Source organism: Glycomyces sp. L485, assembly GCF_022548875.1.
Taxonomy (GTDB): domain Bacteria; phylum Actinomycetota; class Actinomycetes; order Mycobacteriales; family Micromonosporaceae; genus Glycomyces.
This window is the reverse complement of sequence record NZ_JAKZEW010000008.1, coordinates 88,353-114,514: the sequence shown is the minus strand read 5'-3', so window position 1 is coordinate 114,514 and position 26,162 is coordinate 88,353. Positions and strand designations below refer to the sequence as shown.

The 26,162-nt window shown below is 69.4% G+C and carries 24 protein-coding genes; 7 read left to right on the top strand and 17 right to left on the bottom strand.

What is annotated here, in order from left to right:
• The coding region (locus L0U85_RS07005; RefSeq protein WP_241377041.1) for an ATP-binding cassette domain-containing protein at positions 1–542 on the top strand (542 nt) is incomplete at its 5' end.
• A gap of 97 nt (positions 543–639) precedes the next feature.
• Here L0U85_RS07005 and L0U85_RS07000 read toward each other — a convergent pair.
• Positions 640–1,017 carry a DoxX family protein gene (locus L0U85_RS07000; protein WP_241377040.1) on the bottom strand — a complete coding sequence of 126 codons (378 nt, stop codon included), beginning with the start codon at positions 1,015–1,017 and terminating at the stop codon, positions 640–642.
• Positions 1,018–1,136: 119 nt separating this feature from the next.
• On the opposite strand from L0U85_RS07000, the gene L0U85_RS06995 reads away from it, so the two are divergent.
• The gene (locus tag L0U85_RS06995; RefSeq protein ID WP_241377039.1) at positions 1,137–1,604 is read left to right on the top strand and encodes a MarR family transcriptional regulator; all 468 of its coding nucleotides are present in this window, start codon (positions 1,137–1,139) and stop codon (positions 1,602–1,604) included.
• 11 nt (positions 1,605–1,615) lie between these two features.
• On the opposite strand, the gene L0U85_RS06990 is transcribed toward L0U85_RS06995, so the two are convergent.
• Together L0U85_RS06990 and L0U85_RS06985 are read right to left on the bottom strand one after the other, a co-directional pair.
• A complete protein-coding gene (locus L0U85_RS06990; RefSeq protein ID WP_241377038.1) occupies positions 1,616–2,236 on the bottom strand; it encodes a hypothetical protein in 621 nt (206 codons plus the stop codon).
• Positions 2,237–2,246: 10 nt separating this feature from the next.
• The gene (locus L0U85_RS06985) at positions 2,247–3,626 is read right to left on the bottom strand and encodes a polysaccharide biosynthesis tyrosine autokinase (protein ID WP_241377037.1); all 1,380 of its coding nucleotides are present in this window, start codon (positions 3,624–3,626) and stop codon (positions 2,247–2,249) included.
• A 148-nt stretch (positions 3,627–3,774) separates the two neighbouring features.
• Here L0U85_RS06985 and L0U85_RS06980 point away from each other — a divergent pair, with 148 nt between their 5' ends.
• A complete protein-coding gene (locus L0U85_RS06980; RefSeq protein ID WP_241377036.1) occupies positions 3,775–4,608 on the top strand; it encodes an FkbM family methyltransferase in 834 nt (277 codons plus the stop codon).
• Here the strand turns inward: L0U85_RS06980 and L0U85_RS06975 are convergent.
• The 12 genes from L0U85_RS06975 to L0U85_RS21175 are packed head-to-tail and all read right to left on the bottom strand — an operon-like array spanning position 4,549 to position 17,738.
• The gene (locus L0U85_RS06975) at positions 4,549–5,328 is read right to left on the bottom strand and encodes a class I SAM-dependent methyltransferase (protein ID WP_241377035.1); all 780 of its coding nucleotides are present in this window, start codon (positions 5,326–5,328) and stop codon (positions 4,549–4,551) included. The genes L0U85_RS06980 and L0U85_RS06975 overlap by 60 nt on opposite strands.
• Positions 5,325–6,407 carry a glycosyltransferase family 4 protein gene (locus L0U85_RS06970; RefSeq protein WP_241377034.1) on the bottom strand — a complete coding sequence of 361 codons (1,083 nt, stop codon included), beginning with the start codon at positions 6,405–6,407 and terminating at the stop codon, positions 5,325–5,327. The genes L0U85_RS06975 and L0U85_RS06970 overlap by 4 nt, the downstream gene beginning before the upstream one ends.
• Positions 6,404–7,924 carry a hypothetical protein gene (locus L0U85_RS06965; protein WP_241377033.1) on the bottom strand — a complete coding sequence of 507 codons (1,521 nt, stop codon included), beginning with the start codon at positions 7,922–7,924 and terminating at the stop codon, positions 6,404–6,406. Before L0U85_RS06965 ends, L0U85_RS06970 begins: the two co-directional genes overlap by 4 nt.
• Positions 7,921–9,090 (bottom strand): glycosyltransferase family 4 protein, encoded by a 1,170-nt coding sequence (locus L0U85_RS06960; RefSeq protein ID WP_241377032.1) that lies wholly within the window; start codon positions 9,088–9,090, stop codon positions 7,921–7,923. The genes L0U85_RS06965 and L0U85_RS06960 overlap by 4 nt, the downstream gene beginning before the upstream one ends.
• Positions 9,087–10,067, bottom strand: a complete 981-nt coding sequence (locus L0U85_RS06955) for a glycosyltransferase (RefSeq protein ID WP_241377031.1) — start codon at positions 10,065–10,067, stop codon at positions 9,087–9,089. The genes L0U85_RS06960 and L0U85_RS06955 overlap by 4 nt, the downstream gene beginning before the upstream one ends.
• A 12-nt stretch (positions 10,068–10,079) precedes the next feature.
• Positions 10,080–10,922: an FkbM family methyltransferase gene (locus L0U85_RS06950; protein ID WP_241377030.1), complete on the bottom strand. Its 843-nt coding sequence runs from the start codon at positions 10,920–10,922 to the stop codon at positions 10,080–10,082.
• The gene (locus L0U85_RS06945; protein ID WP_241377029.1) at positions 10,919–12,205 is read right to left on the bottom strand and encodes an oligosaccharide flippase family protein; all 1,287 of its coding nucleotides are present in this window, start codon (positions 12,203–12,205) and stop codon (positions 10,919–10,921) included. Before L0U85_RS06945 ends, L0U85_RS06950 begins: the two co-directional genes overlap by 4 nt.
• A complete protein-coding gene (locus tag L0U85_RS21180; RefSeq protein ID WP_241377028.1) occupies positions 12,202–13,167 on the bottom strand; it encodes a glycosyltransferase in 966 nt (321 codons plus the stop codon). Before L0U85_RS21180 ends, L0U85_RS06945 begins: the two co-directional genes overlap by 4 nt.
• Complete coding sequence (wecB, locus tag L0U85_RS06935; RefSeq protein ID WP_241377027.1) at positions 13,164–14,306, bottom strand: UDP-N-acetylglucosamine 2-epimerase (non-hydrolyzing); 1,143 nt, start codon at positions 14,304–14,306, stop codon at positions 13,164–13,166. Before wecB ends, L0U85_RS21180 begins: the two co-directional genes overlap by 4 nt.
• A complete protein-coding gene (locus L0U85_RS06930; RefSeq protein WP_241377026.1) occupies positions 14,303–15,418 on the bottom strand; it encodes an NAD-dependent epimerase/dehydratase family protein in 1,116 nt (371 codons plus the stop codon). Before L0U85_RS06930 ends, wecB begins: the two co-directional genes overlap by 4 nt.
• Positions 15,415–16,455, bottom strand: a complete 1,041-nt coding sequence (locus L0U85_RS06925; protein ID WP_241377025.1) for a polysaccharide biosynthesis protein — start codon at positions 16,453–16,455, stop codon at positions 15,415–15,417. Before L0U85_RS06925 ends, L0U85_RS06930 begins: the two co-directional genes overlap by 4 nt.
• A gap of 2 nt (positions 16,456–16,457) precedes the next feature.
• A complete protein-coding gene (locus L0U85_RS21175; RefSeq protein WP_241377024.1) occupies positions 16,458–17,738 on the bottom strand; it encodes a glycosyltransferase family 4 protein in 1,281 nt (426 codons plus the stop codon).
• 232 nt (positions 17,739–17,970) lie between these two features.
• Here L0U85_RS21175 and L0U85_RS06915 point away from each other — a divergent pair, with 232 nt between their 5' ends.
• Positions 17,971–18,594, top strand: coding sequence for a sugar transferase (locus L0U85_RS06915; RefSeq protein ID WP_241377023.1), 624 nt, complete (start codon positions 17,971–17,973; stop codon positions 18,592–18,594).
• A 25-nt stretch (positions 18,595–18,619) separates the two neighbouring features.
• Here L0U85_RS06915 and L0U85_RS06910 read toward each other — a convergent pair whose 3' ends face one another.
• The gene (locus L0U85_RS06910) at positions 18,620–19,648 is read right to left on the bottom strand and encodes a LacI family DNA-binding transcriptional regulator (protein WP_241377022.1); all 1,029 of its coding nucleotides are present in this window, start codon (positions 19,646–19,648) and stop codon (positions 18,620–18,622) included.
• Positions 19,645–19,884: a hypothetical protein gene (locus L0U85_RS06905; protein WP_241377021.1), complete on the bottom strand. Its 240-nt coding sequence runs from the start codon at positions 19,882–19,884 to the stop codon at positions 19,645–19,647. Before L0U85_RS06905 ends, L0U85_RS06910 begins: the two co-directional genes overlap by 4 nt.
• 176 nt (positions 19,885–20,060) lie before the next feature.
• Here L0U85_RS06905 and L0U85_RS06900 point away from each other — a divergent pair, with 176 nt between their 5' ends.
• From L0U85_RS06900 to L0U85_RS06890, 3 genes are all read left to right on the top strand, one after another.
• A complete protein-coding gene (locus L0U85_RS06900) occupies positions 20,061–22,736 on the top strand; it encodes a hypothetical protein (protein WP_241377020.1) in 2,676 nt (891 codons plus the stop codon).
• Between the two features lie 111 nt (positions 22,737–22,847).
• A complete protein-coding gene (locus L0U85_RS06895) occupies positions 22,848–23,480 on the top strand; it encodes a TetR/AcrR family transcriptional regulator (protein ID WP_241377019.1) in 633 nt (210 codons plus the stop codon).
• 74 nt (positions 23,481–23,554) lie between these two features.
• Positions 23,555–26,059, top strand: coding sequence for an MMPL family transporter (locus L0U85_RS06890; protein WP_241377018.1), 2,505 nt, complete (start codon positions 23,555–23,557; stop codon positions 26,057–26,059).
• Positions 26,060–26,162: the final 103 nt, after the last annotated feature.

Genomic DNA, 26,162 nt, shown 5'->3' with positions numbered 1-26,162 from the left:
AGCCGGGAATCCTCGTCCCTTTAGAGCGAGAAGGATGTCAACAGGCGAGCTTCGCGGAGGCGATCTCCATAGGCGATCTGCCGAACGGCAACGCGGCCGCTTTGGATGCGGCCGTCGCGGCGGCCGACGCGGAGAGCCTCCGGGCGCGTCTGCCGGACGGCGACGAGACACAACTCGGCAGTCGTTTCGGCGGAGTGGAACTCTCGGAAGGGCAATGGCAGAAGGTGGCGCTGGCTCGGTCGTGCATGCGACCGAGGCCGTTGCTGTTCCTGCTCGACGAGCCGACAGCGTCGCTCGACGCTCCCAGCGAACAGGCCGTCTTCGACTCGTACATGGCCCGGTCCAAGCAGATCGCCGCCACCACCGGATCGATCACAGTGATCGTCTCTCACCGCTTCTCGACGGTGGCCGGGGCAGATCTGATCCTGGTGATGGAGGACGGCCGTTTGATCGAATCCGGCGGCCACGAGGAGCTGATGGAAGCCGACGGTGCCTACGCCGAGATGTATGGAGCGCATGCCGATTCGTATTCGTCCGCATGATCGCCGGATGAAACCGGATCGGACGCGACCGGCCCGGGGCGCTCGCCGCGGGCCGGTCTGTCGCAGTCTCGCTGAACCGAGGGCGGTCTGGCGGATGCTAGAAGGCGTACGAGCCGAAGCGGCCCCAGAGCACGGTGGTGGCGACTGCCAGCAGGACGAGGTTCATCACGACCGCCTGGCCTTCGCTGCGCCGGGCGTGGGTGATCGCCGCACCGATCATCAGCAGCACCAGGCCGGTGGCTGCCAACGGCACCAGGACCGTGGCGAGGTCGAACACGGCGGGCAGGATCAGTCCGACCGCGGCCAGCACTTCGAGGGCGCCGATGAGGTTGATCGAGCCGGGGGAGAAGTCCTGCGCCCAGGCCATATTGGGCGTGGCGGTGAGCTTCTCCTTGGGTTGGGCCAGCTTCGAGGCACCGGCGAACAGGAAGAATGCGGCGAGCAGGCCCGCCAGGATCCAAAGAATGAGGTTCATGGTGCATGCCTATCGAAATGAGTTGGTTGATTCGTCACTCACCGGCCGGTGTTACATGACGTGTCATTTACGATAGCGAGCAATAGATGATGTGTCAAGTGTCAGGTAGTATTGGTCTCGTGAACGACGACGTCCAGTGGTTGAGTGCGGAGGAGCAGCGGGCCTGGCGCGCCTTCATCCGGCTGCACCAGAAGCTCTCCGCGCGCCTGGTCTCCGACCTTCAGGCGCATTCGAAGCTGTCGGGCGCCGATTTCGAGATACTCGTCGCGCTCACCGACGTCCCCGAGGGGCGCGTGCGATTCCAGGAGCTCGCCAGAGAGCTCGAATGGGAGCAGAGTCGCCTGTCCCACCAGATCCGCAGGATGGCCAAGCGGGAGCTGGTGGCCCGCGAAGAATGCGCCGAGGACGGCCGCGGCGCTTTCGTGGTCATCACCTCGCACGGTCGCGAGGTCATCGAGGCCGCCGCGCCCAAGCACGTGGCCGCAGTCCGGAGCCTGGTGATCGACGCCCTCGGTCCCGACGAACTGGCCGAGCTCGGCCGGCTGTCGGAGCAGGTCCTCGAACGGATGGACGCGAAGCGGCGGTAGATCCAGCCGCGTCATCGTACTGGGGTATCGGCTCCGTCTGCTAGGACGTCCAGGATCGCGGTCACCGCCGAGTCGATGCTCTGGGTGCATCGCTGGAGGGACCTCCGGCCTCTGGTGGGGTCGGGCACGTCGTCGTCGCATGGGTCTCTTGCCACCTGTCCGCGCAGTGTCAAGACCTCCTCCATGATGGACCTGACTCGCGTCTCGGTCTCGGCGGCCGTTCCGGCCGCGAATTCGGTCGTCCGTGTCGCCAGGCGGGCGAACTCGTTGATGGTGAAGGTGCGCGCGAGCGCCGCCGGCAACGCGGCGATGACGCTGTCGCGCTCGGCGCGTGCAGCGGTGAGCACCAGGTCGGCCCGCTCCACGATCGCCGGGCTCAATCGCCGGGAGGCGAACGATCCGGCGTCGGCCCCGTGCCGCAGCAGATAGCGGGCGACCTGGGGCGGCATGCCGAGGCCCGGCGTGGCACGGATGCCGGCACTGGAGACATCGAATCGGTCGGCGCCCTGACCGAGCCGGTCCTCGATGCCCCGGCGGGTCAGCCGCTCGGCGAGCACGGACCGGCAGAGGTTCGCGGTGCAGACGTAGAGGATGCCGAACGGCCGGGTACGACCTGGATCGTCCTCGGTCACGATGTCCGGTCTAATGGGACTTCGCCTCCGACCTCCGCGGCTGCTGCGGCGCGAGGTACCCGTAGGCGTAAGCCTTGCGGTTCGACGCCGGGGCGAAGTTGAGCACGGTTCCGAGCACCGGAGCCTTGACGTTTCGGAGCGAGTCGAGCGCCTCCTGCAGTTGCTCGCGGCGCGTGCTTCCCTGCCGCACCACCATGAGCACGCCGTCGCATGAGGCCGCCGTGGCCACCGCGTCCGCGACGTGGAGGATCGGCGGCCCGTCGATGAGGACCATGTCGTAGGACGCCCGCAGCTTGTCGAGGAGCTCGCCCATCTGGCGGGAGCCGAGCAGCTCGCTGGGATTGGGCGGGGTGGAACCGGTCGAGAGGACCGTGAGGAGGTCCTTGCCCCATGACTGCGCCGCCGCGTCGAGTGGCACGGTGCCCACCAGGACATCGGTCAGACCGGTGCCGTTCGGGAGGCCGAGGAAGCCTGCGGCCCTGGGCTTCCGCAGGTCCGCGTCGACGAGTATGACTCGCTTGCCGGCCTCAGCCAGCGCGATCGCGAGGTTGCACGCCATGGTGGTCTTGCCTTCGCTGGGGAGCGAACCGGACACCAGGATCACCTTGTGCGGCCGGTCGACGTCGACGAACTGGAGGTTGGTGCGGATCTTGCGGACGTCCTCGGCCCTGAAGCCGTGCGGGTCGTGCACGATCAGCGGTGTCTTCGCCATCTTCCGGTCGGCGGCGATGGTGCCGAGGGTCGGCACGCCGGTGAAATGCTCCAACTGCTCGGCGGACTTGATCGTGGTGTCGAGCGACCGCCTGGCGACGGCGATGCCGAACCCGGCGAGCAGGCCGATGATCGCCGCCAGCACCAGGTTCCTCACCGGCTTGGGGGTCACCGGGTGCGTCGGCAGCTCGGCCTGGTTGACGACCGTGACCTCGACGGCCGCCTGCCGCGACTCGGAGGAGTTCTCCAGGGACGGGACCAGTGTGGCGAATTCGCGGCCGATCGACCGGGCGATCCGCCGGGCTGCCTCGGGGGAGGGGTCGGTAACAGTGGCGTTGAGCAGTGCGGTGTCGGGGACGACGGAGGTGGTGACCTTGTCCGCCAGCTGCTGCGGAGTGAGGTCGAGGTCCAGGTCGTCGACGACGTTGTCCATCACGCTCCGGGTGCGCAGGAGTTCGGCGTAGGACTTGACCTTCTGCTCGGACAGCAGGCTTCCCTGGTAGGCCGAGGCGGTGTCGTTCGGATCGGTCCACGCCGAGATGAAGAAGGTGACCCGGGAGGCGTACTGCGGCGTCTGGCTCCAAGTGGCGAAGCCGCTCGCGGCGACGGCCATGGCGGTGACCATGGTGATCAGCAGCCAATGCTCGCGCAGCAGTCGTAGGCCTGAACGCAACTCCACTGTTGAATCCTCCCGAACGATGGATATGTATCAGTATGATATGGACTTATCGTTCTATTGATCGCCATATGGTGCTATTCATCAGAAGGAATGACATGCGTCGATTTGGTTCCAGGACTTGCCGTCGTGGCGGCGGAGGAGGGACCTCATGACCGTGTTCGCTCAGGCCCGAGGGGTGCTCGGATTCGTCTGGAGCCATCCGGCCAACAGCGGTCGGCGCATGGCGGCGGTCCGCCGGGCGATCGGCTTCCAGCTCCGGGCGCGCATGGGCAGGCCGGTGCTCACCGCCATCGGTGAGCGGGGCCTAATGTGGGCCGAGCTGCACGTGACGGCGGCCTCGAAGGTCCGCTATGCGAATCCGCCGGACTGGAACGAGATGCGGGCATGGGAACCTCTGCTTCGCCCCGGCGACCTGTTCGTCGATGTCGGCAGCAACGTAGGGGCCTACGCGCTGTGGGCCGGTGATCTCGGTGCGACCGTCATCGCCGTCGAGCCCGGCTCGGCCTCCGTGCGGCGGCTGCGGCGCAATGTCGCGCTCAACGACTTCCCGATCTCGGTGGTGCAGTGCGCATTGGCCGAACGTCCGGGCCTGCTGCGACTCACCGGAGACAAGGACACCATGAATCATCTGGTGTTCGACGCCGACGGGCCGGGGGAGCGGGTCGCGGTCGACACGCTCGACAACGTGCTCGCCGACCGGCGCGCCGCCGGCGTCAAGATCGATGTGGAGGGAGCCGAGCGGCTCGTCCTCGAAGGCGCCCGGCGGGCGTTGAGCGAGCACCGGATCGGTGTCCTGCAACTGGAATGGAACACCATGAGCCGTAAGGTGCTCTCCGAGACCCGCGCGCCGGTGGCCGAGCTGCTTCGCGAGTACGGGTACACGTTCATGCGGCCCGACGCTCGCGGAAGGCTGCATCCGCTCCTACCGCCCGAGGAGTCGGCGACCGACCTGTTCGCCGTCGCTCCGGGCCGCCTGCGCTGAACCGTCGGCCCGCTCGTAGACGAGGAAGTCGGCGAACGAGCCCGACGGATCGCCTTCGCGGTAGGTGTGAGGGTTCCTCACGCGTTCGCGCAGTCGCCAATCGGGGAAGCGTTCGGCGACATCCCGCGTCACCGGGCGATGGCGGACGTGGGGAGCGAAGGTCCCCGACAGGTAGGGGTCGTCGGTGTCGCTGGTGAACAGGACCACCTGTCGTCGGGCGGCGGTGAAGACGTGTCTCAGGTGCAGCTCGTAGACGTGGTCCTCGACGAGGTGGTAGATCACGTCGAGCGACAGGGCCAGGTCGGCGGTGACGATTCGGGCGCGGTCGGCGAAGCACTCCGGGTCATAGAGCGCGAAGCTCTTCGTCCGATCGTCCGCGAATCTGGCGATGGCCTGCCGCAACGTCGTCGGTGACACGTCGAATCCCAGGTAACGCGGGTAGTCGGCGAGTGCGAGCTGCGAGCCGTCGCCGCAGCCGAACTCGATGACGGAGTCGATGCGGTGCTCGGCGACGATCTCGTTGAGCACCTTCGCCTTGAACTCGGCGAGTACCCCGCGCGACCCCGCTCCGGAGTCGCCGCCGCGAGCGTAGCGGCGCTCCCAGTACGGGGCCGATCCCGGGAATCGGCCGTCGCGGACCGTTCGGACGGTCAGCGAGAGAGCCGGTCCGAGCACCGGGATCGCGCGCACTCGGTGTTTGAGGACTCGGCCGGGATTCATCGAATCCCTCCGAAGTCGCCCACGTGGTCACCGAGCAGGGCCCGAACCAGGTGCTCGGTGTAGTGCGCCGGGTCGAACCGGTGCCGCGACCAATCGGCCGCGGCACGCGCCATCCGCTCTCGCAGCCGGTCGTCCCCGAGCATCGCCGCTAGAGAAGAGCTGAGCGCCTGCGGCGTCTCGTCGACGGGGGACAGGCCGGTGAGGCCGTGCTGGAAAGCGTCGTGGCCGCCCCCGTAGGCGGGGGCGATGACGGGTGTGCCCGCGAGCTGGGCTTCCAACATGGCCAACCCGAACCCTTCGCCGCTCGCGCGCGCTCCGGCCCGGGTGCGGGTGGCCAGAACGAACAGGTCCGCTCGGCCGAGCCGCTCCGCGAGTTCGCCGTCGGTGAGGTTCGGCGCGAGCGTGGCCCAAGGGCGGCGGTCGATCGCCTCGCGCAGCTCGCTCGGCGCTCGACCGGTCCCGCAGACGGTGAGCCGGATCCTGGGCTCGCCCAGCAGCTCGACCGCTTCGATGACGGTGGGAAGGCCCTTGGTCTTCCAGTCCGGGAGCCGGAACGCGGTGATCAGCTCGAAGCGGTCGGCGCTCCCGCGACGGGGCCGGGAGGCGTCGACGAGGGTGCGGTACCAGTCGGCGGCGATGCCGGGGTGCAGGACGCCCGCCCGGCAGACCGGGGCGACGGCACCGGCTGTGAAGCTGCTTCCGGCGACGATGCGCACGTCCTCGCGTCGCATGATGCGGCTCGCTCGGCGCCGCTGGGCCGACCAGGTCTCGTGCCCGTGGAGGATCACGGTCGTTCCGCTGTAGTGGCGCTGGCGGGCCGCGGCGTAGACGGCGGGCAGCAGGTTGCGGTGGGCCACGATGAGGCGGGTCGGGGCGCCGCTGGAGCGGACCGCCCGGCCGACCTCGCCGATGAACCGGATCTTGCCTCTCAGCCCGCCGGGACGGCCGGGGGCGCGCAGATCGATTCTGCCGCATGGTATTTCACTGGTGTGCAGTGACGCCTCGATGGCGGCGGCGTAGCGTTCGATGCCGCCGCCGAGACCGCGAGACGGGGCGAGCAGCAGGACTTTGCGGTTCATGGGCGCTCCTCGGTTGGATTCGGGTCGGGGCGGCACATCAGCCTGGCGCCGACCACGGCGACGGCGACGCCGCCGGGAATGCCGGTGAGCAGCAGACTGATATCTATTTCGGACTTGACGACGACCGGCAGGAGGCCGACGACGAAGCACAGTGCCCGCGGATCGGACTCGGGCTGGAACAGGAGGTCGAAGAGCCTGCATCCGGCCCCGATCACGACCATTCCGACCGCGACCGTCCACAGCCCCCCGTGCCGGTACAGGTCGCCGAGCCCGGTGATCGCGGTCGATGTGTACGTGGTGCTGGGAATCCCGTAGTACTCCTGGCTGAACTCGTATCCGTTGGCATAGATCGGCTTCTCCGGCCAGATCGCGCGCGGCACGAGCCCCACGGTCGGAGCGAGGGCGAACTCCCACGGACTGCGGTAGGCGATGGGGTCGGGCGTCATCTGGGTGATGATCGCGATGCTGTCGATCTCGCGGATGCGCCGGAGCATGGCGTCCGCCGAATCGCTCACGGTGTCGACCGGCGACTGGGCGGTCACGGTGTCGGTCAGGACCTGCGGCGCCGCCGCGACGGCCTCCGACGGCGTCAGGTTCGCGTCGTCGCCGCGGACGACGTCGCGGTAGGCGGTGTTGAACGGGACGGCGATCCACAGGAAGAGCACGGCGCCGATCAGGAGCAGTCGGAGTGGAAGCCTGCGCCGCAGCGCGCCGTAAGGGATGAGGACGGCGGCCAGGGCGAGCAGGAGCGTGCTCTTGCTTCCGGCGACGGAGCCGACGAAGGCCTCGGTGACCACTAGCGTCCACAATGCGATCTTGCTGCCGCCGATCGCGGGATTGAACGCGCGGTACGACGCCGCCGCGATGGCGAAGAGCGCGAAGGTGGACAGCAGATGCAGCAGCTGGTTGTACGGCTGTGCGGTGCTGACCAGTTCGCTAGGGTCGCCGACGTATCCGAACCTGCCGGTGAGCAGCACGGCGACGATCCGCGCACCCGTGGCGACGGCATAGAACACCCAGGGCAGCAGGCCGCCGCGAACGGTGGCGCCCGTCCCCCTCAGCAACAGCGACAGCCCCTTTCCCGCCGCATTGCGGAGGCCGCGCGGCGGACCGAGCAGGTAGCCGACGGTCCACGCCACCACGGCAAGGCCCAGCACCCCGAGGCCCGTCACGACGCTGGGCAGCGCGATGCGCGTCGCCGAGCCGGTCTGCGGACCCAGCCACGTCAGCGACGCCAGCCCGAAGGCCAGGCCCGTCCACAACAGATACCAGGGGCCGAGCCGCCAGCGTCCGATGCCGTGCTCGTTGCCGGGCAGCAGGGTGATCAACCGCAGCGCGGCGAACGCCAGCAGCGTGACCGACAGGGCCCTGAACACCAGCTGGTCGCGGACGTCCGACGGCCAGAAGCCCACGGGCAGCAGCATCGCCAGAGCGAGCACCGCCAACGCGAGGACGGTGAGCTGTCTGGACCGGTCCGCTCCGGTGGTCGTCGTAGGGGGCGACTTCGCGAGCGTCATCGGCGCCCCCTCCGCGCGACGGCGAGGAGAGCGGCGGCCGCGGTGGACGCGAAGCCTTCGGGCCCCTCGCCGGCGACCCGCACGCGCGCCTCGCGTGCCAGTCGGGCTCGCAGGTCCCCGTCTCGCATGAGGCGCTGCAGGCACGCTGTGAGCGCGCCGGTGTCGGCGGCGGGGAACACGAGTCCGGACCGCTCGTGTTCGAGGACGTCCCCGGGCCCCCAGACGCCGGTGGCCGAGCTGACGACCACCGCCGCTCCGGCGGCCATGGCCTCGACCGCCACGATCCCACGGGCTTCGAGGTGCGAGGGCACGACCATGATGTCGACGTCGGCGAACAGCGCGGGAAGCTCGTCGGTGTTCTTGAAGCCGAGGAAACGGACCCGGTCGCGCAGGCCGCACTCGCCCACAAGTGATTCGAGCTCCGGCCGCAGTGGGCCGTCTCCGATGAGCCGAAGCTCCCACGGCGTGTCGCGGGGGAGCCGTGCGGCGGCGGCAACGAGGTCGTCGGCCGCTTTGATCCGGATGAACTTGCCCGCGAATCCGATGACGAGCGGCCTACTGTCGTCGCCGCGTCTGGCGGCCGCCGCGAACTGTTCGACGTCGGAGGGGAGGACACCTGGATGGACACGGCCCGGCCCCATGCCGTGGGCGAGGTAGAACTCACGGTTGAACGCACCGGTCGCGACCGCGCCGGCCGCGAGGCGGAACATGCCGCGCAGCCCCAAGGATCGCAGGCGTGGGTGGCGCCTGGTGACCGTGGACCGGGGATTGGTGTCGCCGTAGTAGAGCAGCGGCGTCCGGGTGGTCGAGGCGTGGAGGATGCCCAGGCGTGCAGCCGGACTCGCCCATCCGAAGCACAGCATGGCCGAAGGCCGGTCGCGGACAAGGCGGCGCAGCAGCTCCGCGCCGCGGTTCCAGGCCGGTGCCTGACGGCGGGGTGTCCACCAGTCGTATCCGCCGTGCAGGTCGGTACTCCACCGGACGTGGCGGTCGAATCCGGGGTCGTAGGTGCCGCCGGGGATCTCGTTCCAGTAGTACACGCTGGTGCGCAGCCTGGCGTCAGCCGCCAGGAGTCTGAACGCGGGCGCGAAGTACTGGACGGGATGGTCGATGACGACGGCGGCCCGCACCCGTCCGCCACCATGTCGAGCGGCCGCCGTGGTCATGACAGTCGCTCCAGGACTTCGGGGAGACGCTTCTCATAGGTGTGATCGGCATGTGCCCTTCTGCTCGCAGCGTCGCCGATCCTCTGCGTCATGTCGGGGTCGTCGAGCAGGCGCTTCGCCTGGTGCGTCAGCTCGTCGAAGTCGGTGAACGGTACGACCTCGCTATCGAGGTCGAACAGGTCGCCGAGGACGGCGCGCCGTTCGCACAGCACGGCGGCCCCCGAGCCGGCGGCCTCGAACAGGCGGGCGTTGACGCCGTGGATCTCTGCGGGATGCAGGTTGTTCAGCACCGCGGCCGCCTCACGGAAGACCTTCGCCTTGTCTTCGGCGAACACCGGGTGCCCTGTGTGCGATCGGGGAGGGAGGATGCCGCGGACCCACCTCGGCGCCGCGCCGTAGATCACCAGTGGCAGGCCCGCTTCATGCAGCCGCCGCAGCAGCACCGCGCGGCTCGGGTAGCAGTTGCCGACCACAGCGATGACGCGCCTGGTCCCCGGCCGGCCGATCGGCCGGTGCCAGTGCGGGTTGCACCCTTGCGGGAGGTACCGCACCGGAAGACCGAGCGTGTCGCGCAGCCGCCTGACCAGCAGCGGGTCTTTGAAGAAGATCGCCGAATAGGGCGCCATGAGCATCAGCTGCCGTCCGAGGTTGGACACGGCGTCGGGGAACCACAGGGCCACCGGCAGTCCGTTCCGGCGCAGCGAGGCCACGGTCCGGGGTGTCAGGCCGCCGTAGGTGTTCAACACCGCGTCGCACTCTGATTCGAGGGCGGCCCTGACCAGGCTGTGCTGTCGCAGGTCCTCCAGTCCGTGGACGGCCGACGCCGCGAGGTCTGCGACCCGGTTGGCGACGTGGCTGCGGTACTGGGCACGGCCGAGGCCGAGGTAGGTGACGCGGTGGCCCAGGCGCAACAAGCCGTCGCCGATGTTGGCCTGGAACGTGTCGGGCCCGCGACGACCGATCAATCCGATGTGCATGATGTGCCCTTCTCAAGTTCGTTTCCACCACGCGACCCGCGGAAGCCGATCGGCGGTCTCGGCGGTGGCGGCGAGGTAGTTGCCTTCGACGAAGGTCTCCAGCTCGGGATCCCAGCCCGGGTAGGACTCCATGCCGCGCGGGGTGAGCTTCCCGATGCGGTACCCGAGCGGCTCAAGCAGATCGAAGGCGTCTTTGAGGTAGCGGCGCGCGCCGACCCAGCGGTGGTTGTACTCGAACTGCACGAGCGACACGGCCTGGGCGCCCAGCGCGTGCCGAGCACCGGAGAGCACCGCGAAGTCGTTCCCCTCTGTATCCACTTTGATCATTTCGACGCGCCGGATGCTCCGGCGATCGAGGTAGTCGTCCACGGTGGTGGTCTCGACCTGCTCCGTCTCCAGGGGCTCGTCCGAGTCTCCGTGGAGCGAATTTGTCCCGGACCCGGGAGCCACCACGTGCAGCGTCGCGGTCCCGCAGCTATCGGACACCGCCAAGCGGTTGACCCGCGCCCGGTCGCCCAGCCGAGCGGCGAGCAGCCGGTGGGTGTGGGCGGCGGGTTCGAAGGCGTGCAGGCGCACCTCGTCCAGCCGTCCGGCCCGCGAGGCCAGGTGCAGCAGACTTCGTGACCAGGCGCCGACGTTGGCACCCACGTCCAGAACGGTGATCGGGTCGCCGCCCGGAGCCGACTCCAACATCCAGCGCTGCAACGCATACTCGCCGTTGCGGACCGGGTCGTTCGGCACGTCGAGCCGGGCGCGGTGCAACGCGAACCGTGCGCCGCGTACCACCCGCCCCCGGCCGATCAGCCCGCCCAGCGCGTCGACAGTCCAGGCCGCCACCTGCCGCGAACGTCTCATCGCATCCTCCCGGCGAGTTCGACCGCGGCCGGTTGGAGGCCGCCCGTCGGCGCCGTCCGGACCAGGGAACGGAATATGAGCAGCATCGCCGCCGCGGCGGCCGCGGAGGACGCGATCGCCGCCCCCACGGCGCCCAACGGCGGCACCAGAACCGCGAGCAGAACGATCATGACGCCCGCGGCCACCCACTGCGCCCGTGCCACCGCCAACGGTCGGCCGTGACCGCGCAGCAGGTCAGCGCCGACATGGGCGCAGGCGAACAGGATCCCGCCCGGCGCGAGCAGCCACACCAGCGCGACCGCGTCGGCGTAGCCGGGACCGAACACCCACGGGATCAGTCTCGGAGCAAGCACGGCCAGGGGCACTGTCAGGCAGACTCCGACCGCGGCGCTTGCCAGCAGCGTCCACCGCTGCAACGCCGCGAGATTCGAAGCCGACCCGACTCGTGAGGCCATCCGGGGGAACGCGACGTTGCCGAACGCGGCGACGAGCGGCACCGCCACGGCGGTGAGCGAGGCGGCCACGGCGTAGTTGCCGAGCACCGCTGAGGCCACCAGGAAGGAGAGCACCAGCTGGTCGAGGCGGGCGGTGATGACCGCGGGGACGCTCCCGGCGAGCTGGGCGAGCCCGTAGCGGCACATCGGACCGGCAAGCGCCGCTTCAGCCCGGCCGCCGGTCAGGCCGCTGCCGCGGCACAGCAGATACGCCAGGACCGACTGCGCCGCCACCGTCGCCGACAGCGCCGCCACGGCTGTCAGAAGGGTCAGCTCGCCGGCCAGGTGCAGCCCGCCGACCGCCGCGAGGAACGCGACCGGCTGCGCGGTCCGCACCAGGTTCCAGCGGCGCAGCCGAACCGCGTGCAGCGCGAACACGTAGCCCGCCCCAGCGAAGGCCGCCAGGCAGGTGGCGAACATCAGCCGGTGAGCCAGCACCACGGTCTCGTCGTCCGGCGCCAGGAGCGGCGCGACGGCGACACCCGCTGTGAGCGCGACGAGGCCGCAGGCCACCATGAGGTTGCGCGACGTGGCGAGGTAGTCGCGGCCGCGTTCGGGAACCCGGGCCACGAAGTAGGTGGTCGCGGCCGTCTGGCCGAGCTGGCCGACGACCAGGACGACGGCGAACCAGGCCATGATCGCCGCGTACTCGCCGCGCAGGGACGGGCCGAGCGCCCGGGCGACGACGACCCCCGCGATGCCGGAAGCCGCCGCGGCGGCCACATTGCACGCCGCGGTGGTCGCGACCGATCTCGCGAATCCCCCCAGGACGCCCGCCGTAGCGCTCATGGCCCGCCGCCCGTCGACCGCTCCCCGAGCAGCCACTGGAAGTAGTCGCCGGCGTCGAAGACGTGAGGCTCGGGCGAGACCGGCTCGGAGCAGCGTTCCAACGCGGCGGCGAGATCGTCCCGATCGCCCCGCCGATACGGAACCAGGGCGCGCCCGGCGATCTCGCGGGCCAGCTCGCCGTCCGGCGACAGCACCGGGACGCCGTGGATGCGGGCCTCCGCGAGCGGATAGCCGAACGCCTCCACAGTGCACGGGAAGAACGCCGCCGCGGCCGACCGCCACAGTTCGGCCGTCGCGGCCGTCGAGATCGTCCCGCGCGCCTCGACCGCCGGGTGGGCGGCGAGGGCCGGCGGCAGCTGCTCGCGAGCGGCGGTGACCACGACCTGCAGGTCCAGGCCGGTGCGCGCGATCGCGTCCAGCAGCGCCAGGAGAGGCCAGCCCAGATCCTTGTACGGCGCCGGCACGACGGGCATCAGCACGAAGGGCCGCTCGGCGAGGCGGCGCGGCCCGGCGGGGCTCGCCGGATGCGCGCGCACCGTGATCCGGTCCCGCACGGCTGGCGCGTGGAATCGCACCCGCTCGGCCATGGCCGAGCTCGGTGCGACGATGAGATCCGCCCTGGAGAGCAGTCCGCGCACCACCGGAATCTGAGCGCTGAAGCCGCGCGGCAGCGTCCGCAGCAGGTGGCTCTCATCCGGATAGAGGAAATGCAGGGCGTTGCGCAGCAGCACGCGGCGTTCTGAACCGCCGAAGGCGAACGAGGCCGAATTGGCGGCCACGACCAGGCCGGCGCCCCTGGCCTTGGACTCGCGGCGGATCAGCCAGGCCGGGGTCAGGCGCCGGGAACGGCCGATGACGGCCGGCCGGCTCGCGCCGGTGGCGAGGTAGGCGTCCAGTTCGTACCGCCAGCGGGCGGCTCCGCCGACGCTGCCTCCGGCGGTGTCCAGTACCACCTGCGTCACATCGCCTCCTTCTCCGCGAAGGTTCGAATACCCGCCCACTCACGGTGCCTGCGCACCGTCGACAGGATGAAGTTGACGACGCGCAGCGAGGTGTCCTCGACGCGGTACTCCGCGGCGCATCCGACGGCTCCGCGCGAGCGCTGAGCGAGCACGGTCGCCACGGCTTCGACGACCCCGGCCGGTTCGAGCCCGGTGGCGATGATCGACCCCGCGTCGAGCGATTCGGGACGCTCGATCGACTCGCGGAGGGTCACCGCCGGGAAGCCGAGGATCGCGGACTCCTCGCTGACGGTGCCGCTGTCGGAGAGCACGCAGCGCGACTCCTGCTGCAGTCGTATGTAGTCGAAGAAACCGAACGGCTCGGCGAACGTCACGCCGTCGAGCTCGGCGTCGGCGACCAGACCCTGCATGCGTTTGCGGGTCCGAGGATGGGTCGACACCAGCACCGGCAGGCCCCACCGGTCGCGCACCGACCGCAGGCAGGCGACGAGGCGCAGCAGCCGGCGCGGATCGTCGACGTTCTCCTCCCGGTGCGCGCTGGCCATGAAGTACCGCCCGCGGTCGAGGCCGAGCCGGTGCAGCGCGTCCGAGCGGGTGATGGAGTCCCGGTGGTGGTCCAGGACCTCGCGCATCGGGGAGCCGGTCAGGAGGATCCGACGGGGATGGATTCCCTCGGCGAGCAGGTTGCGCCTGGCGTGCTCGGTGTAGACGAGGTTGAAGTCGGCGATGTGGTCGATGAGGCTCCGGTTGGTCTCTTCGGGCACGTTCAGGTCGAAGCAACGGTTGCCCGCCTCCATGTGGTAGACCGGGACGCGCATCCTGCGGGCCATCAGAGCCGCGATGCAGCTGTTGGTGTCGCCGAGCACGAGCACGGCGTCGGGTCGCTCGGCGGCGACGGCCCGCTCGGCGTCGACCAGGATGCCCGCGAGCGTGCGTCCGAGGCTGGAGGCGTCCACGGTGAACTGGTGGTCGGGAGCCGGCAGCCCCAGCTCGGCGAAGAAGACGTCGCGCAGTCCCGGATCCCAGTTCTGCCCGGTGTGGACGAGCACGTGGTCGAGCGTGGTCGACAGCCGGTCGATCACTCGCGACAGGCGGATGAGCTCGGGCCGCGTCCCGGCGAAGGTGAGCACTTTCGTCACGGCGACTCCTCCTCGGCCTCTACCGGGCAGGCGTAGGTGTCCGCGTCGTCCGGGGAGTACAGCTCGTTGGTCCAGAAGACCCCCACGGCCGGTCGGTCGCCGAGGGCCGTCAGGCGGTGCGCCCACATCGTCGGCATGTCCACCGCCACGGGATCGTCGCCGTCGACTCGGAACCGCACCGTGCGGTCTGAGAAGAGCCTGCGCGCGGCGATCTCGGCGCGCCCCGACACGATCACGAAGCGCTCGAACTTGCGCAGGTGCACGTGTTCGCCGCGCACCGCTCCAGGCATGGTCGTCGAGGCGAAGGCCTGGCCTCCGGCGGTCCGGAGGCGGACGTACTCGAAGAGGACACCGCGGTCGTCGGTGTGCGGGGTGAGCGCGATCGGGTAGCGGACGGGGAACAGGTGCGAACGATAGGTGTTGAACATCGTGGTCCGCCAGCGGCCGGTGAGGTCGGGCAGCGCGCCGTCGCGGTATTCGGTGTCGAGCTCCGCCAACAGCTCCGCCACCTCGGTCACCGATCTCGGTTCGGCCTTCGGCTCGACCTGCCGTCGGCCCGACTCGCCCGCCTCGTAGAGGAGCACCGCCGCGGCCTCCTGGGCGTGGAGCAGCGGGACCTCCTTCTCGGAGCGCACCGACGGGAGGCGCCCGTGTGCGATCTCGTGGCAGAAGGTGGCGACGAACGAGTTGTAATGGGGCCGTCCGTGCTCGCCGTAGAGGTTGGGCAGGACGACGTCCGAGAACTCCGGCGCCGACCGCTCGGACCCGCCCAGGACCGCGGCGGCACTGCGCTTGGCCCGCCCGTAGGCGGTGTCGTCTTCGCGGCGCACCGAATCGGCATAGACCGTCCTCACCGGACGATCGATGCGCCGGAGCGCCTCGGCGAGGCGGCCGGCGGTCTCGGCGTTGCCGGAGGCGATCTCTGCGTCGGTGCCGCGATTGACGCCCGCGCAGTGGATCACCGCGTCGACGCCGTCGAGCGCGGCGTCCAGCCGACGGGCGTCGCCGAGCAGCGACCGGTCGACGGGCACGCAGCCGATGCCCCGCGCGAACGCCTGACAGCGCACATGCCAACCGAGGAATCCTTCGGAACCGGTGACGGCGATCTTCATGCGGGCTCCTTTACGCGTTGGGAGGGCAGTTCGGCTTGGATCTCCGAGGTCTTCATCAACAGCTCGGCCACGGCGACCTCGTCGAGCCGCTCGGCGTTGTGAGAGGTGTAGCCCACTGCCGGTCCGCCCTGGGAGCCGCGGGCCCCGTCGCGGGCCGACTCGTAGTTCAGGTCCCGGCCGTCGAGCGGGATGCGGAAGAACTCGCCCTCGTCCACCGCACGGGCGGCCTCTTCGTCGCTCACGAGCGTCTCGAATAGCTTCTCGCCGTGGCGGGTGCCGATGACGTCCGCCTTGAGTTCGACGTCGAAGACGCGCGCGACCGCCCTGGCGATGACGTCGACGGTGGCCGCGGGCGCCTTGTGGATGTACAGGTCGCCCGGGATCAATGCGGTGAACGCGTGTTCCACCAGCCGGATCGCGTCGTCGATCGACATGAGGAACCGCGTCATTTCCGGGTTGGTGATGGTCAGCGGTGCCCCTTCCTTTATGAGCCGCACGAACAACGGCACCACCGACCCGCGTGAGCACAGCACGTTGCCATAGCGCACCAGCGAGACGACGGTGTCGCCGGAGACTGCCGTGCGGGCGTAGGCCTGCGCGACCTTCTCCATGAGCGCCTTTGACATCCCCATCGCGTTGATCGGGTACACGGCCTTGTCGGTGCTCAGGCAGACCACGCTGCGCACGCCGTTGACCCGCGCGGCGTCGATGACGTTGGCGCTGCCGAGAATGTTGGTGCGCACCGCCTCCAGCGGAAAGAACTCACTGGAGGGCACCTGTTTCAACGCCGCCGCGTGGAAGACGTGGTCGACGCCGGTGCAGGCGCGCATGACGCCGTCGTGGTCGCGGACGTCACCGATGTAGAAGCGCAGCCGCTCGTCTCGGAGCCGCCGCCGCAGATCGTCCTGCTTGGCCTCGTCGCGGCTCAGCACCCTGATCTCGGCGCAGTCGGTGGCGAGCAGGCGGCTGATCATGGTCCTGCCGAACGTGCCCGTCCCGCCGGTGATGAGCACCGACTTGCCTGCCACATCCTCCATCATCACGCGTCACCTCCGAGCGCTCGGGCCACCAACTCCGACAGCGTCGAGCTGCCGACCCGGGCAGACATCCTGTCCATGTAGAACTCCCTTCCGATTCGCCCCATCGCCTCGCGGGTCCGGGGATCGAAGCCGTGCAGCGATCGCATGGCAGATGACAGCTCTGCGGGGTCCCCGGGCGCAGTGACCAGGCCCGCGCGCGATTCGAGGACGATGTGGGCGGCGTCGCCGGGGGCGGAGACGATGACGGGCCTCGCGCAGGCCATCGCGGCCTGGAGCTTGCTGGGGAACGTGTGCCGGAACAGCGGACGGTCTTTCAGGCTCACCAGCTGGACGTCGCCGAGCGCCATCAACCGCGCCGTGCGCTCGACCGGTTGGGAGCCGAGGAAGCGAACTCGATCGTCGCCTTCGGCCAGTTCGCGGAGCCGCTCTTCGGCGATGCCGCCGCCGACGAACGCCAGGCGCAGGTCCGGCAGGTCGGGGAGCATCCTGAGCGCTCTCACGGCGGTGTCGAGCCCCTGCAGGTCGCCCATGTTGCCCGCGTACATGACGACGAACCCGTCGAGACCGAACTCGGACGCCAGTCCTTCGTCCCGGGGGAGCGGACGGTAGACCAGTTCGTCGACCCAGTTGGGCACCACCGAGATCTTGTCCGAGGGGACGCCCCGCTGATGCAGCGCGCGTGCCATCCCCGGTGCGGTCACGGCGACGGCCGAGGCCCGCCGGTACGAGGCGTCGCAGAACGCCCCGATGACGCGCGCCATCAGGTCGAGCAGTCGGCCCGGACGGACGAACCCGCTCTCGACGACCGTCTCGGGCCACAGGTCCTGGATGTGGAGCACGAACGGCCTGCCGAAGAGCGTCCGGGCGACGATGGCCGGCATGGCCACGGTGGCTTGCGAGGAGATCACCAGCCAGGCGTCCACCGAACGGAGGATGCGCCATTTGGCCGACGCCGATGCCGCGTAGGACAAGTAGGTGAGCGCCCGCCGCACCGCCGAGCGGTCGTGGCTCGGCAGCAGCGGGACCCGGTGGACGTGTACGCCGTCGCGGTGCTCGTAGAGATAGTTCCTCAACCGGTACCCGGGGTAGATCGTCCCCTCGGGGTAGTTCGGGAATCCAGTGAGGACGTGCACGTCGTGCCCGAGCCGCGCCAGGGAGCGGGAGATGGCTCCGGCCACCGCCGCCGAACCGGTCTCCGGGTCGTAACAGGGGCTGATGACGCCGAGTCGCCGCACTGTCCTTCTGGACGGTCCTGCGGCGATCTCTGCTAGATCAGGCACCGTATCGACCCCCTAACGCCCAACTGCTGCGATATTTGTAGTGCAGTGACTGATTAGCACTATAAAGTCGTAAAAAGTCTCAAGTTGCTATAACGGTCAACTTAGGGGGAGCGACGCGATGAATCCATCTAACGGGGGAATTGCGAATCCGGGTGCAGAACGCTCTGACCACACCTCCGACGGTGGGACACTCGTTCCGTCGAATCGGCTGTCCTACAGGGGAAAGCGAGCAGTGGACTGGACGGTGCTGGCCCTCGTCGCGATTCCGGCGCTCCTGGTGGTCGCAGTCGCCGCATTGGCGATCCTCTGCGAGGACGGCAGACCGGTCCTGTTCCGCCAAGTGCGCATAGGGCTGCGGGGGCGACCGTTCGCCCTGCTGAAACTGCGCACCATGACCACCTCCGCGGCACCGGATTCGGAGATTCCCGACGCCGCCTGCATCACCAGGGTCGGCCGAGTGCTGCGTCGGCTGTCGGTCGACGAGCTGCCGCAGTTGCTGAACGTCGCCAAGGGAGAGATGAGCCTGGTGGGCCCGCGTCCGCACCTGCCCGATCGCGCGCGGCGGTACCGGTCCCGAGAGACGATGCGGCTCGCCGCCCTTCCGGGACTGACCGGATTGGCGCAGACCATAGGGCGAAACCGTCTCGACTGGGACACCCGCACCGAGCACGATCTGGTCTATGTGGCGACGCAGAGCCTCCGCTTGGACCTCGCCATCCTGCTGCGGTCGTGCTGGGTGGTGCTCAGCGGCAAGGGACTGTACGGGCACCCCCGCGACGCGAACGCCGGTCCCCGCCCGAGGACCACGGTCACCGTCCGCGAGAGCCGAACACGAAGTTCGGGTTCGGCGAATTGACCGGCGAAGCGCCGGACGCAGGGCCTCAGGTGCCGCGCCCCCGAGGGGCCGCGGTGCTCTCCCTGACGACGAGCCGCGGCAGCTCGGACGAGAACCGACGGCCGCCAGAGCCCTCGACGACCTGGAGGAGAAGCTCGAAGCCCCGCCGACCGAGACCTTCGAAGTCCTGTTCCACGGTCGTCAGCGGCGGCGACCACAGCTCCGCGAGCGGATGGTCGTCGAACCCCGCGACGGAGATGTCCGCCGGGATGCGAAGCCCCTTGTCGGCGATTCCCCGCATCACCCCCATGGCGAGCTCGTCGTTGCCGCAGAAGACGGCCGTGACCTCCGGGTCCTCGGCGAGCACCCGACCGATCGCGATGCCGCTGTTCGGGGCCCAGGTTCCGTCGAGCAGAGGCGGGACCGGAGCCCCGGCCTTGAGGAGCGCCCGCCGCCAACCCGTAGTCCGCCCGTCCACCCGCCGCGACGGCGGAACCCGGACATGATGGACGGTCCGGTGACCCAGACCCAGCAGGTAGTCCGTCAGCTCCTCTGCCGCGCCGGTCTCGTCCAGGACCGCCTGTCTGACACCGGTCTCCCGCGTGCCGGACAATGCGACGACAGGCAGGTCCGTCGAAAGCCTCCGCAGCGCCGCGACCCCGGGCGGGTCGAACTTGAGGACCACGACGCCCGCGAGCGCCTGCGACAGCGTCGCCCCGATCGCGCGGTCCACCTCGACCTCGTCGGCGCTCTCGACGACGGTGATCATCACCGTGTACCCCTCGGCGCGGGCGGCCATCTCGATGCCGCGGATCGTCTCGGCGTAGCCGTACCGGGAGGTGTTCCCCGCGACGACCGCGATCGTCTGCGGCCGCCGCGACACGAGCACGCGCGCCGCCGCGCTGGGACGGAAGTTCAACTCCGCGATGGCCGCCTCGACGGCCTCCCGCTTTGCCGGGCTCACCCGGGCCGCACCGGTCAGCACCCGCGACACCGTCGGGACCGATACCCCGGCCCGCTCGGCCACGTCGCTGATCGTCGGATTCCTCGAGTTCACGCCCGCCCTGCTCGTCATGTCCCTGATGGTCGCCTCACCGATCCGCCGGTGATACCGGAGATGATCCTGCGCCGGGCGACCACGAAAGTGATCGGCAGCGGCAGGCCCACACGGATGATATAGGCGAGGCTCAGATGCCGGTTCCGCAGATGGAGTCCGGTGCGCCGGATCCGGGCGAGACGCACGGGCGTATCGGCGTCCCACTCGAGTCGAAAACCGAGTTCCTTACCGCCCCAAGACAACTGATCGGTCACGATGCTCCTTGCCTGCAACTTCGGCTTGATATCGATTTCAGGCGGAACCCTAGCCTTATCTGAAAACGATATCAAGTTTGTTCTTGAAACCGTTATCAAATCTCGGTATGGTCAAACCTCTATAAAGACGAAAATCCATGTCTCAATGATGAGAGGGCCGATAGATGAGGAGAACGATGGCAGCAGTCGTAGCGGCGGCGGTGGCCGCGACCGGTCTGGCGGGCTCGTCCGCGTCCGCCGCCGAGCCCGAAGTGCTCGCGGTGGACTTCGCAGACCGCACCGGCGAGTTCCGCGGCGGCGCGACCGGCACGCTCTACGGATTCGGGGACGAGGGCGCTCCGACGCAGTCGCTGATCAACGGCGCCCACATCACGAACTCGTCGCAGAAGGCGCCCTACGGCACGCAACACCCCTCCGGCGACGCGATCAAGGTCGAGGACGGGTTCTTCGACAAGCACGGCGAGGACATGTACATCTACATCCAGGACTACTACCCCGACTGGCCCTACAGCGGCGGCAGGCGCCCCGGCGACACCCGCGGCTACGACCAGTCGGACGGCTCCTACACCGAAGAGCCCAACGGACTCTGGGACTACCTCGAGGTCGTCGAGTTCGTCGTCGAAGCCGTCGCGACCGACTCCGACCGCCCCGAGGACTACATCTTCATCCCCTTCAACGAGCCGGACGGCAACTGGTACACCGACTGGCCGAACCAGAAGGACCAGTTCCTCGCGGACTGGCAGGCCTCCTACGAGAAGGTCCAGGAGGTCTGGGACCGCCACGGCCTCGGCCACGCCCGGATCGCCAGTCCCGCCGACACCCGCTGGCAGCCCGAGCGCAGCGCCGACATCCTGGCGTTCGCCAAGGCGAACGACTCGCTTCCGGACGTAGTCATCTGGCACGAGCTGGGCATCGACAACCTCGCCCGCTACCGGGGGCACTTCGCCGACTTCCGCGAACTCGAAGCCTCCCTCGGCCTCGATCCGGTCCCGGTGAACATCAACGAGTACGGGATGCTGCGGGACATGGGTGTGCCCGGGCAGCTCGTCCAGTGGTTCGCGATGTTCGAGGACACGAAGGTCGACGCCCAGACCGCCTACTGGAACTACGCCGGGAACTTCTCCGACAACAGCGCCCGCCCCAACGGCGCGAACGCCGGCTGGTGGATGTTCAAGTGGTACGGCGATCTCGAAGGCTCCGAGACGGTCCGGGTCACCCCGCCGGAGCTGAACGCCGTCGACACCCTCCAGGGCATCGGCGCGATCGACGACGACAACCGCCGCGCGACCGTCCTGTGGGGCGGCACCGACGGCGACGTCTCACTGGACCTGAGCGGACTCGACGCCGGGATCTTCGGTGACCGCGTCGACGTCGAGGTCCGTGAGATCGCGCTCCACGGCGCCGAGGGCCTGGCCGACACGCCGCGTGTCGTCACCGCTGTGAACGGCGCCGAACTCGTGGACGGGGCCCTGAGGTTCGACGTCCCGACTTACGACCGCTACGCGGCCTATCAGCTGGTTGCCACCCCGTCCCAGTCCCGCGATGTCGAGGCCGCGGCCGCCGCGCAGCCGTGGCAGGCGTCGATCGAGGCCGAGGACATGGACCTCACCGACGCCCAGATCTACGCTCAGGACCCGCAGGCGAACGGCGGCTGGAAGTTCCTCGCCTCCGGGGGCCGGGATGTGGGCTCGTTCAACCAGGTCGGCTCCCGCGCCGAGTGGACCGTCGAAGTGCCCGAGGACGGTACTTACCGCCTTCAGATCATCGGCGGCGCCCCCGGCGTCCCGGGCCGTCACGCGCTGTTCGTCGACGACGCGGCGGCGGGGACCGTCCAGTACACCGCCGACCTCGCGCTCAATGACAGGAGCCGGTGGCAGTACCGCGGCAGCGCCGAGACCCTGGTCGACCTGACCGCCGGCAGCCGCGTGCTGTCGTTGCGCGCCAGTGAGGACGGGGAGAGCGCGCTGCCGAACTCCGACATCACCCTCGACAAGGTCTTGCTGACGTCGGTGGGGGAGGGCGAGCCGACGCAGTACCCGGCCTCCACGTTCCGCCTCGTCGACGGCGCGGAGCTCGACTGGGACGACGAGGCGGTCCGAGGCGGCGTCTCGCTCGAATACGGCCGGGCCGACCTGTACGCCAACGCGATGGAGACCGGCTACCACGATCTGGTCGTGGACTGGGCCTCCGACCACGCGGCGTCGGTCGAGCTGACCGTCAACGGAATGCCGACCGCCACCGTGAGCGCAGAAGGGGCCGGGCACTGGAAATCGACCGCCAGGGTCCACCTCCAAGAGGGCATCAACGAGATCGAGCTGCGGTCGCCGGAGGGGGCGACCGTCCAGTCGCTCACGACCGTCCGCGCCCGCGCCGCCGACGGCAACGCGGTCTCGATCGAGGCCGAGGACGCCGTCCTCCACGGTGAAGCGTCCGTCGGGACCCTCGAGGACAGCACCGGCACCAATGCCTCCGGAAGCGCCTACGTGGGCTGGATCGGCAACGGGGCGGGCAATGCCATCGAGATCCCCCGCGACGGCTTCGCGGCTCCGGGCGACTACGACCTGACCGTGTACTACGCGAACGCCGAGCTCTCCGGCTCCCACGACTACAACCCGCAGGTGGTCGACCGCCTCCTGGAGATCCAAGAGGGATCGACGCAGGTCGGGCGCGCGTACTTCCGCTACACCTACTCGTGGGAGAGCTTCTGGCAGCGGAGCGTCCCGCTGACACTCTCCACAGCGAATGAGCCGCTGCGTCTTGGCAATCCGAACTCCTGGGCGCCCGACATCGACCGCATCGTGATCGCCCCGCGCCTGCTCGGCGCGCCGAGCACCGTGCCGAGCGCTTCATAGGCGAACCATTCCCAGAAGGCTCCGACCTCGAGGTCGGAGCCTTCTGGCTGTGTTGCGTCACACATCAAAAATTAATGCACTGAGTGCATCGTTGCATCTAGTGTAGTGATCATGCCAGTGCAACCTCCTTCCGGCGACCGCCGGGCGGCGCTCAAGGCGAAGAGCCACCGGGCGATCCTCGACGCCGCCGCCGACCTCATGCGGCAGCGCGGCAGCGCGGACTTCTCCGTGGACGAGCTGGCCGCGGCCGCCGACGTCTCCCGCAGGACCGTGTTCAACCACTTCGACTCCCTGGAGGACGTGGTGACCACGGTGGCGGGGGAGTTGCTCGGCGAGGTCGTCGACCGGATGGAGGCGTGGGCGACGAGCGAGTCGCGCGAGGTCGGGACCGTTCTGGAGGATCTGGCGGCCACGGCCTCGGGCCTCCACCTGGTACCGACGATGGCCTACCTGATCCAGATCTTCGACGGCGAGGACCAGCGGCAGGCGGTCCGCGGGGCCGTGCTGATGCAGCGGGCCCTGTCGCTGTTCACACAGCAGATGTCCGGCGCGATCGCCCGCCGGCACCCCGAAGTCGACGTCCTCAAAGTCGACTTGCTGGTGGCGGCCTTCAGCGGTGGCCTCCTCGGTCTCGTCGACCGGTGGATCGCGGCGACCGGCGCGACGGACACTCCCCACTCCCGCAGAGTCTGGGACGACCTCGTGTCGAGCCTGACCGACGTGCTGCGCGAGCCGGGCGCCTAACCGTCTCTGTTCCCTCCGTCGTGCGGTCGGACTCGCGTCCACTGCGCGCAACGAATCATTATTAGGAGTCATTCATGGCTGAGTTCCTCTACCGGGTCGGGCGCTGGTGCTCCCGCCGAGCCAAGTCGGTCATCGCCGCATGGGTCGTGGTACTCGCGGCCGCCGCGGGTGCGTTCGCCCTGTTCGGCGGGACGTTGAACAACACGGTCTCGATCCCCGGCACTGAAACCGACCGGGTGACGGAGCAGCTGCGGGAGGCGCTCCCCGCGGCGGCGGGTGGCAGCGGCCGCATCGTGTTGAGCACGACCGACGGCGAGCCGCTCACCGACGGCCAGCAGAGCGCGATCAGCGCCCTTGTCGCCGAAGCCGCCGACGCCGACGGCGTGGAGACCGTCATCGATCCGTTCGCGACCGAAGCCGAACGCGCCGAGCGGGAGCAGGCGATCGAGCAGGGACGCCGGCAGATCGAGGCGGGCCGGAGCCAGATCGACGAGGCTCGCACGGAGCTGACTTCCGCGCAGGAACAGCTGGACGCGGCCCGTGAGCAGGCCGAGGCGGCCGGCACCGCCGACGCGTCGGCCGGGGAGTTCGGGAGCCAGCAAGACCAGATAGACCTGGGCCTGGCAGAGCTCGAGTCACAGGAGGCCGACCTGGAGGAGCAGGCCGCGCCGCTCGAACAGGGGGCGATCCTGCTCGAACTGGCCGACGGCATCACCACCGTCTCCGACGACGGCACCACCGCGGTCGTCAACGTCGCGTTCAGCGAGCCGCAGATGGAGATCACTCCGGAGGCCAAGTCCGGCGTGACCGACGTGTTCGACGGGTCCCCGGTCGACGGCGTCGAGGTCGACTACTCCTCGGACATGTTCGAATCCGCGCCGGCCCTGCTCGGCGCGGGCGAGATCGTGGGTCTGGTCGTGGCCGCGATCGTCCTGCTCGTCCTGCTCGGCACCGTCATCGGTGCGGCACTGCCGATGCTGACCGCGCTCGTGGGCGTCGGCGTGGGCGCGATGGTCGCGTTGTCGCTCTCGGGCGTGATCGACATGGCCTCGGTGACGCCGATCCTCGGCCTGATGCTCGGGCTCGCCGTCGGCATCGACTACTCGCTGTTCATCGTCAACCGCCACCGCCGCCAGATCAAGGAGGGTTACGACCTCGAAGAGTCGATCGCCTTGGCGACCGGCACCTCCGGCAACGCCGTCGTGTTCGCCGGCTTCACCGTGGTCATCGCGCTGGTGGCGCTGAACCTCACAGGGATCCCCTTCCTCGGCCTGATGGGCTCGGTCGGCGCTCTCAGCATCGCGACCGCGGTGCTGGTCGCCGTCACCTTCATTCCGGCGATGCTCTCCCTGGTCGGCATGCGCATCCTCCGCAAGTCCGAACGCGCCGCCTGCGAGGCTGAGGGCTTCCACCCCCGCGGCGAGGAGGAGCGCGCGACGAAGACGATGGGCACCGGGCGGGCCGCCGTCCGCGTCCTGGTCGGCGTCGGCGCGCTGCTGGCAGTCGCCATCCCGTCCATGGACCTGCGTCTCAACCTGCCCGACGGCTCGTCCGAGGCGCACGACACGACCCAGTACCAGGCGTACGCCGCCATCGCAGACAAGTTCGGTGAGGGCCAGAACGGGCCGCTGCTCGTGGTCGCGGAGCTGCCGGGCAGCCCCGACGAGGCCGGGCTGCAGGCGATGCAGGTCAAGATCGCCCAGGCCCTGGCCGATCAGGACGATGTGTCGGCCGTGGCTCCCATCGGATCCTCCGACGACCGCACCATCGCGGCCTTCCAGCTGGTGCCCGAATCGGGGCCGACCAGCGAGGCCACTGAGGATCTCGTGCACGCGCTGCGCGAACTGTCCGTCGACGGCGTCGACGATCTCGGGATCGCCGGCAGCGCCTCCGGCAACATCGACATCTCCGAGAAGCTCGCCGACGCCCTCCCCACCTACCTGGCGGTCGTCGTGGGACTGTCGCTGATCATCCTGATCGTCGTGTTCCGATCGATCTTCGTGCCGGTGGTCGCCACGCTCGGGTTCATCCTCAGCTACTACGCCGCCCTCGGCGGCGTGGTGGCGATCTACCAGTGGGGCTGGCTGGCCGACGTGTTCGGCGTCGACTCTCCGGGGCCGATCCTGAACTTCCTGCCGACCATCCTGGTGGGCATCCTGTTCGGACTGGCGATGGACTACATGCTCTTCCTCGGCACCGGGATGCGCGAGGCTTACGCCCACGGCGTCCCGGCCCGCGAGGCGGTCGTCCACGGCATGCGCGCCGGGCGGTCGGTCGTCACCGCCGCGGCGATCATCATGATCTCCGTCTTCGGCGGGTTCGTGTTCTCGCACTCGGCGATGATCCGGCCCATCGGATTCGCCCTCGCCTTCGGCGTGCTCGTCGACGCGTTCCTGGTGCGCATGCTCATCATCCCCGCGCTGATGCACCTGTTCGGAGACAAGGCCTGGTGGCTGCCCAAGTGGCTGGACAGGATCATCCCGGACGTCGACGTCGAGGGCGCCTCACTGGAGCGCCGCCACCCCCATCAGGAGGGCGCGAACACCAGATCCGAGGAGGCGGTCTCCTCCTCGATGTGATCGCGGCGCCGTCTCACCCCCGGCGACAAGACCGACTGCGCGGGCCGCGAAAGGGGGCGAGACTGCTCTTGCGATCGGGTGCGATGTCACCTACTGTCATGCA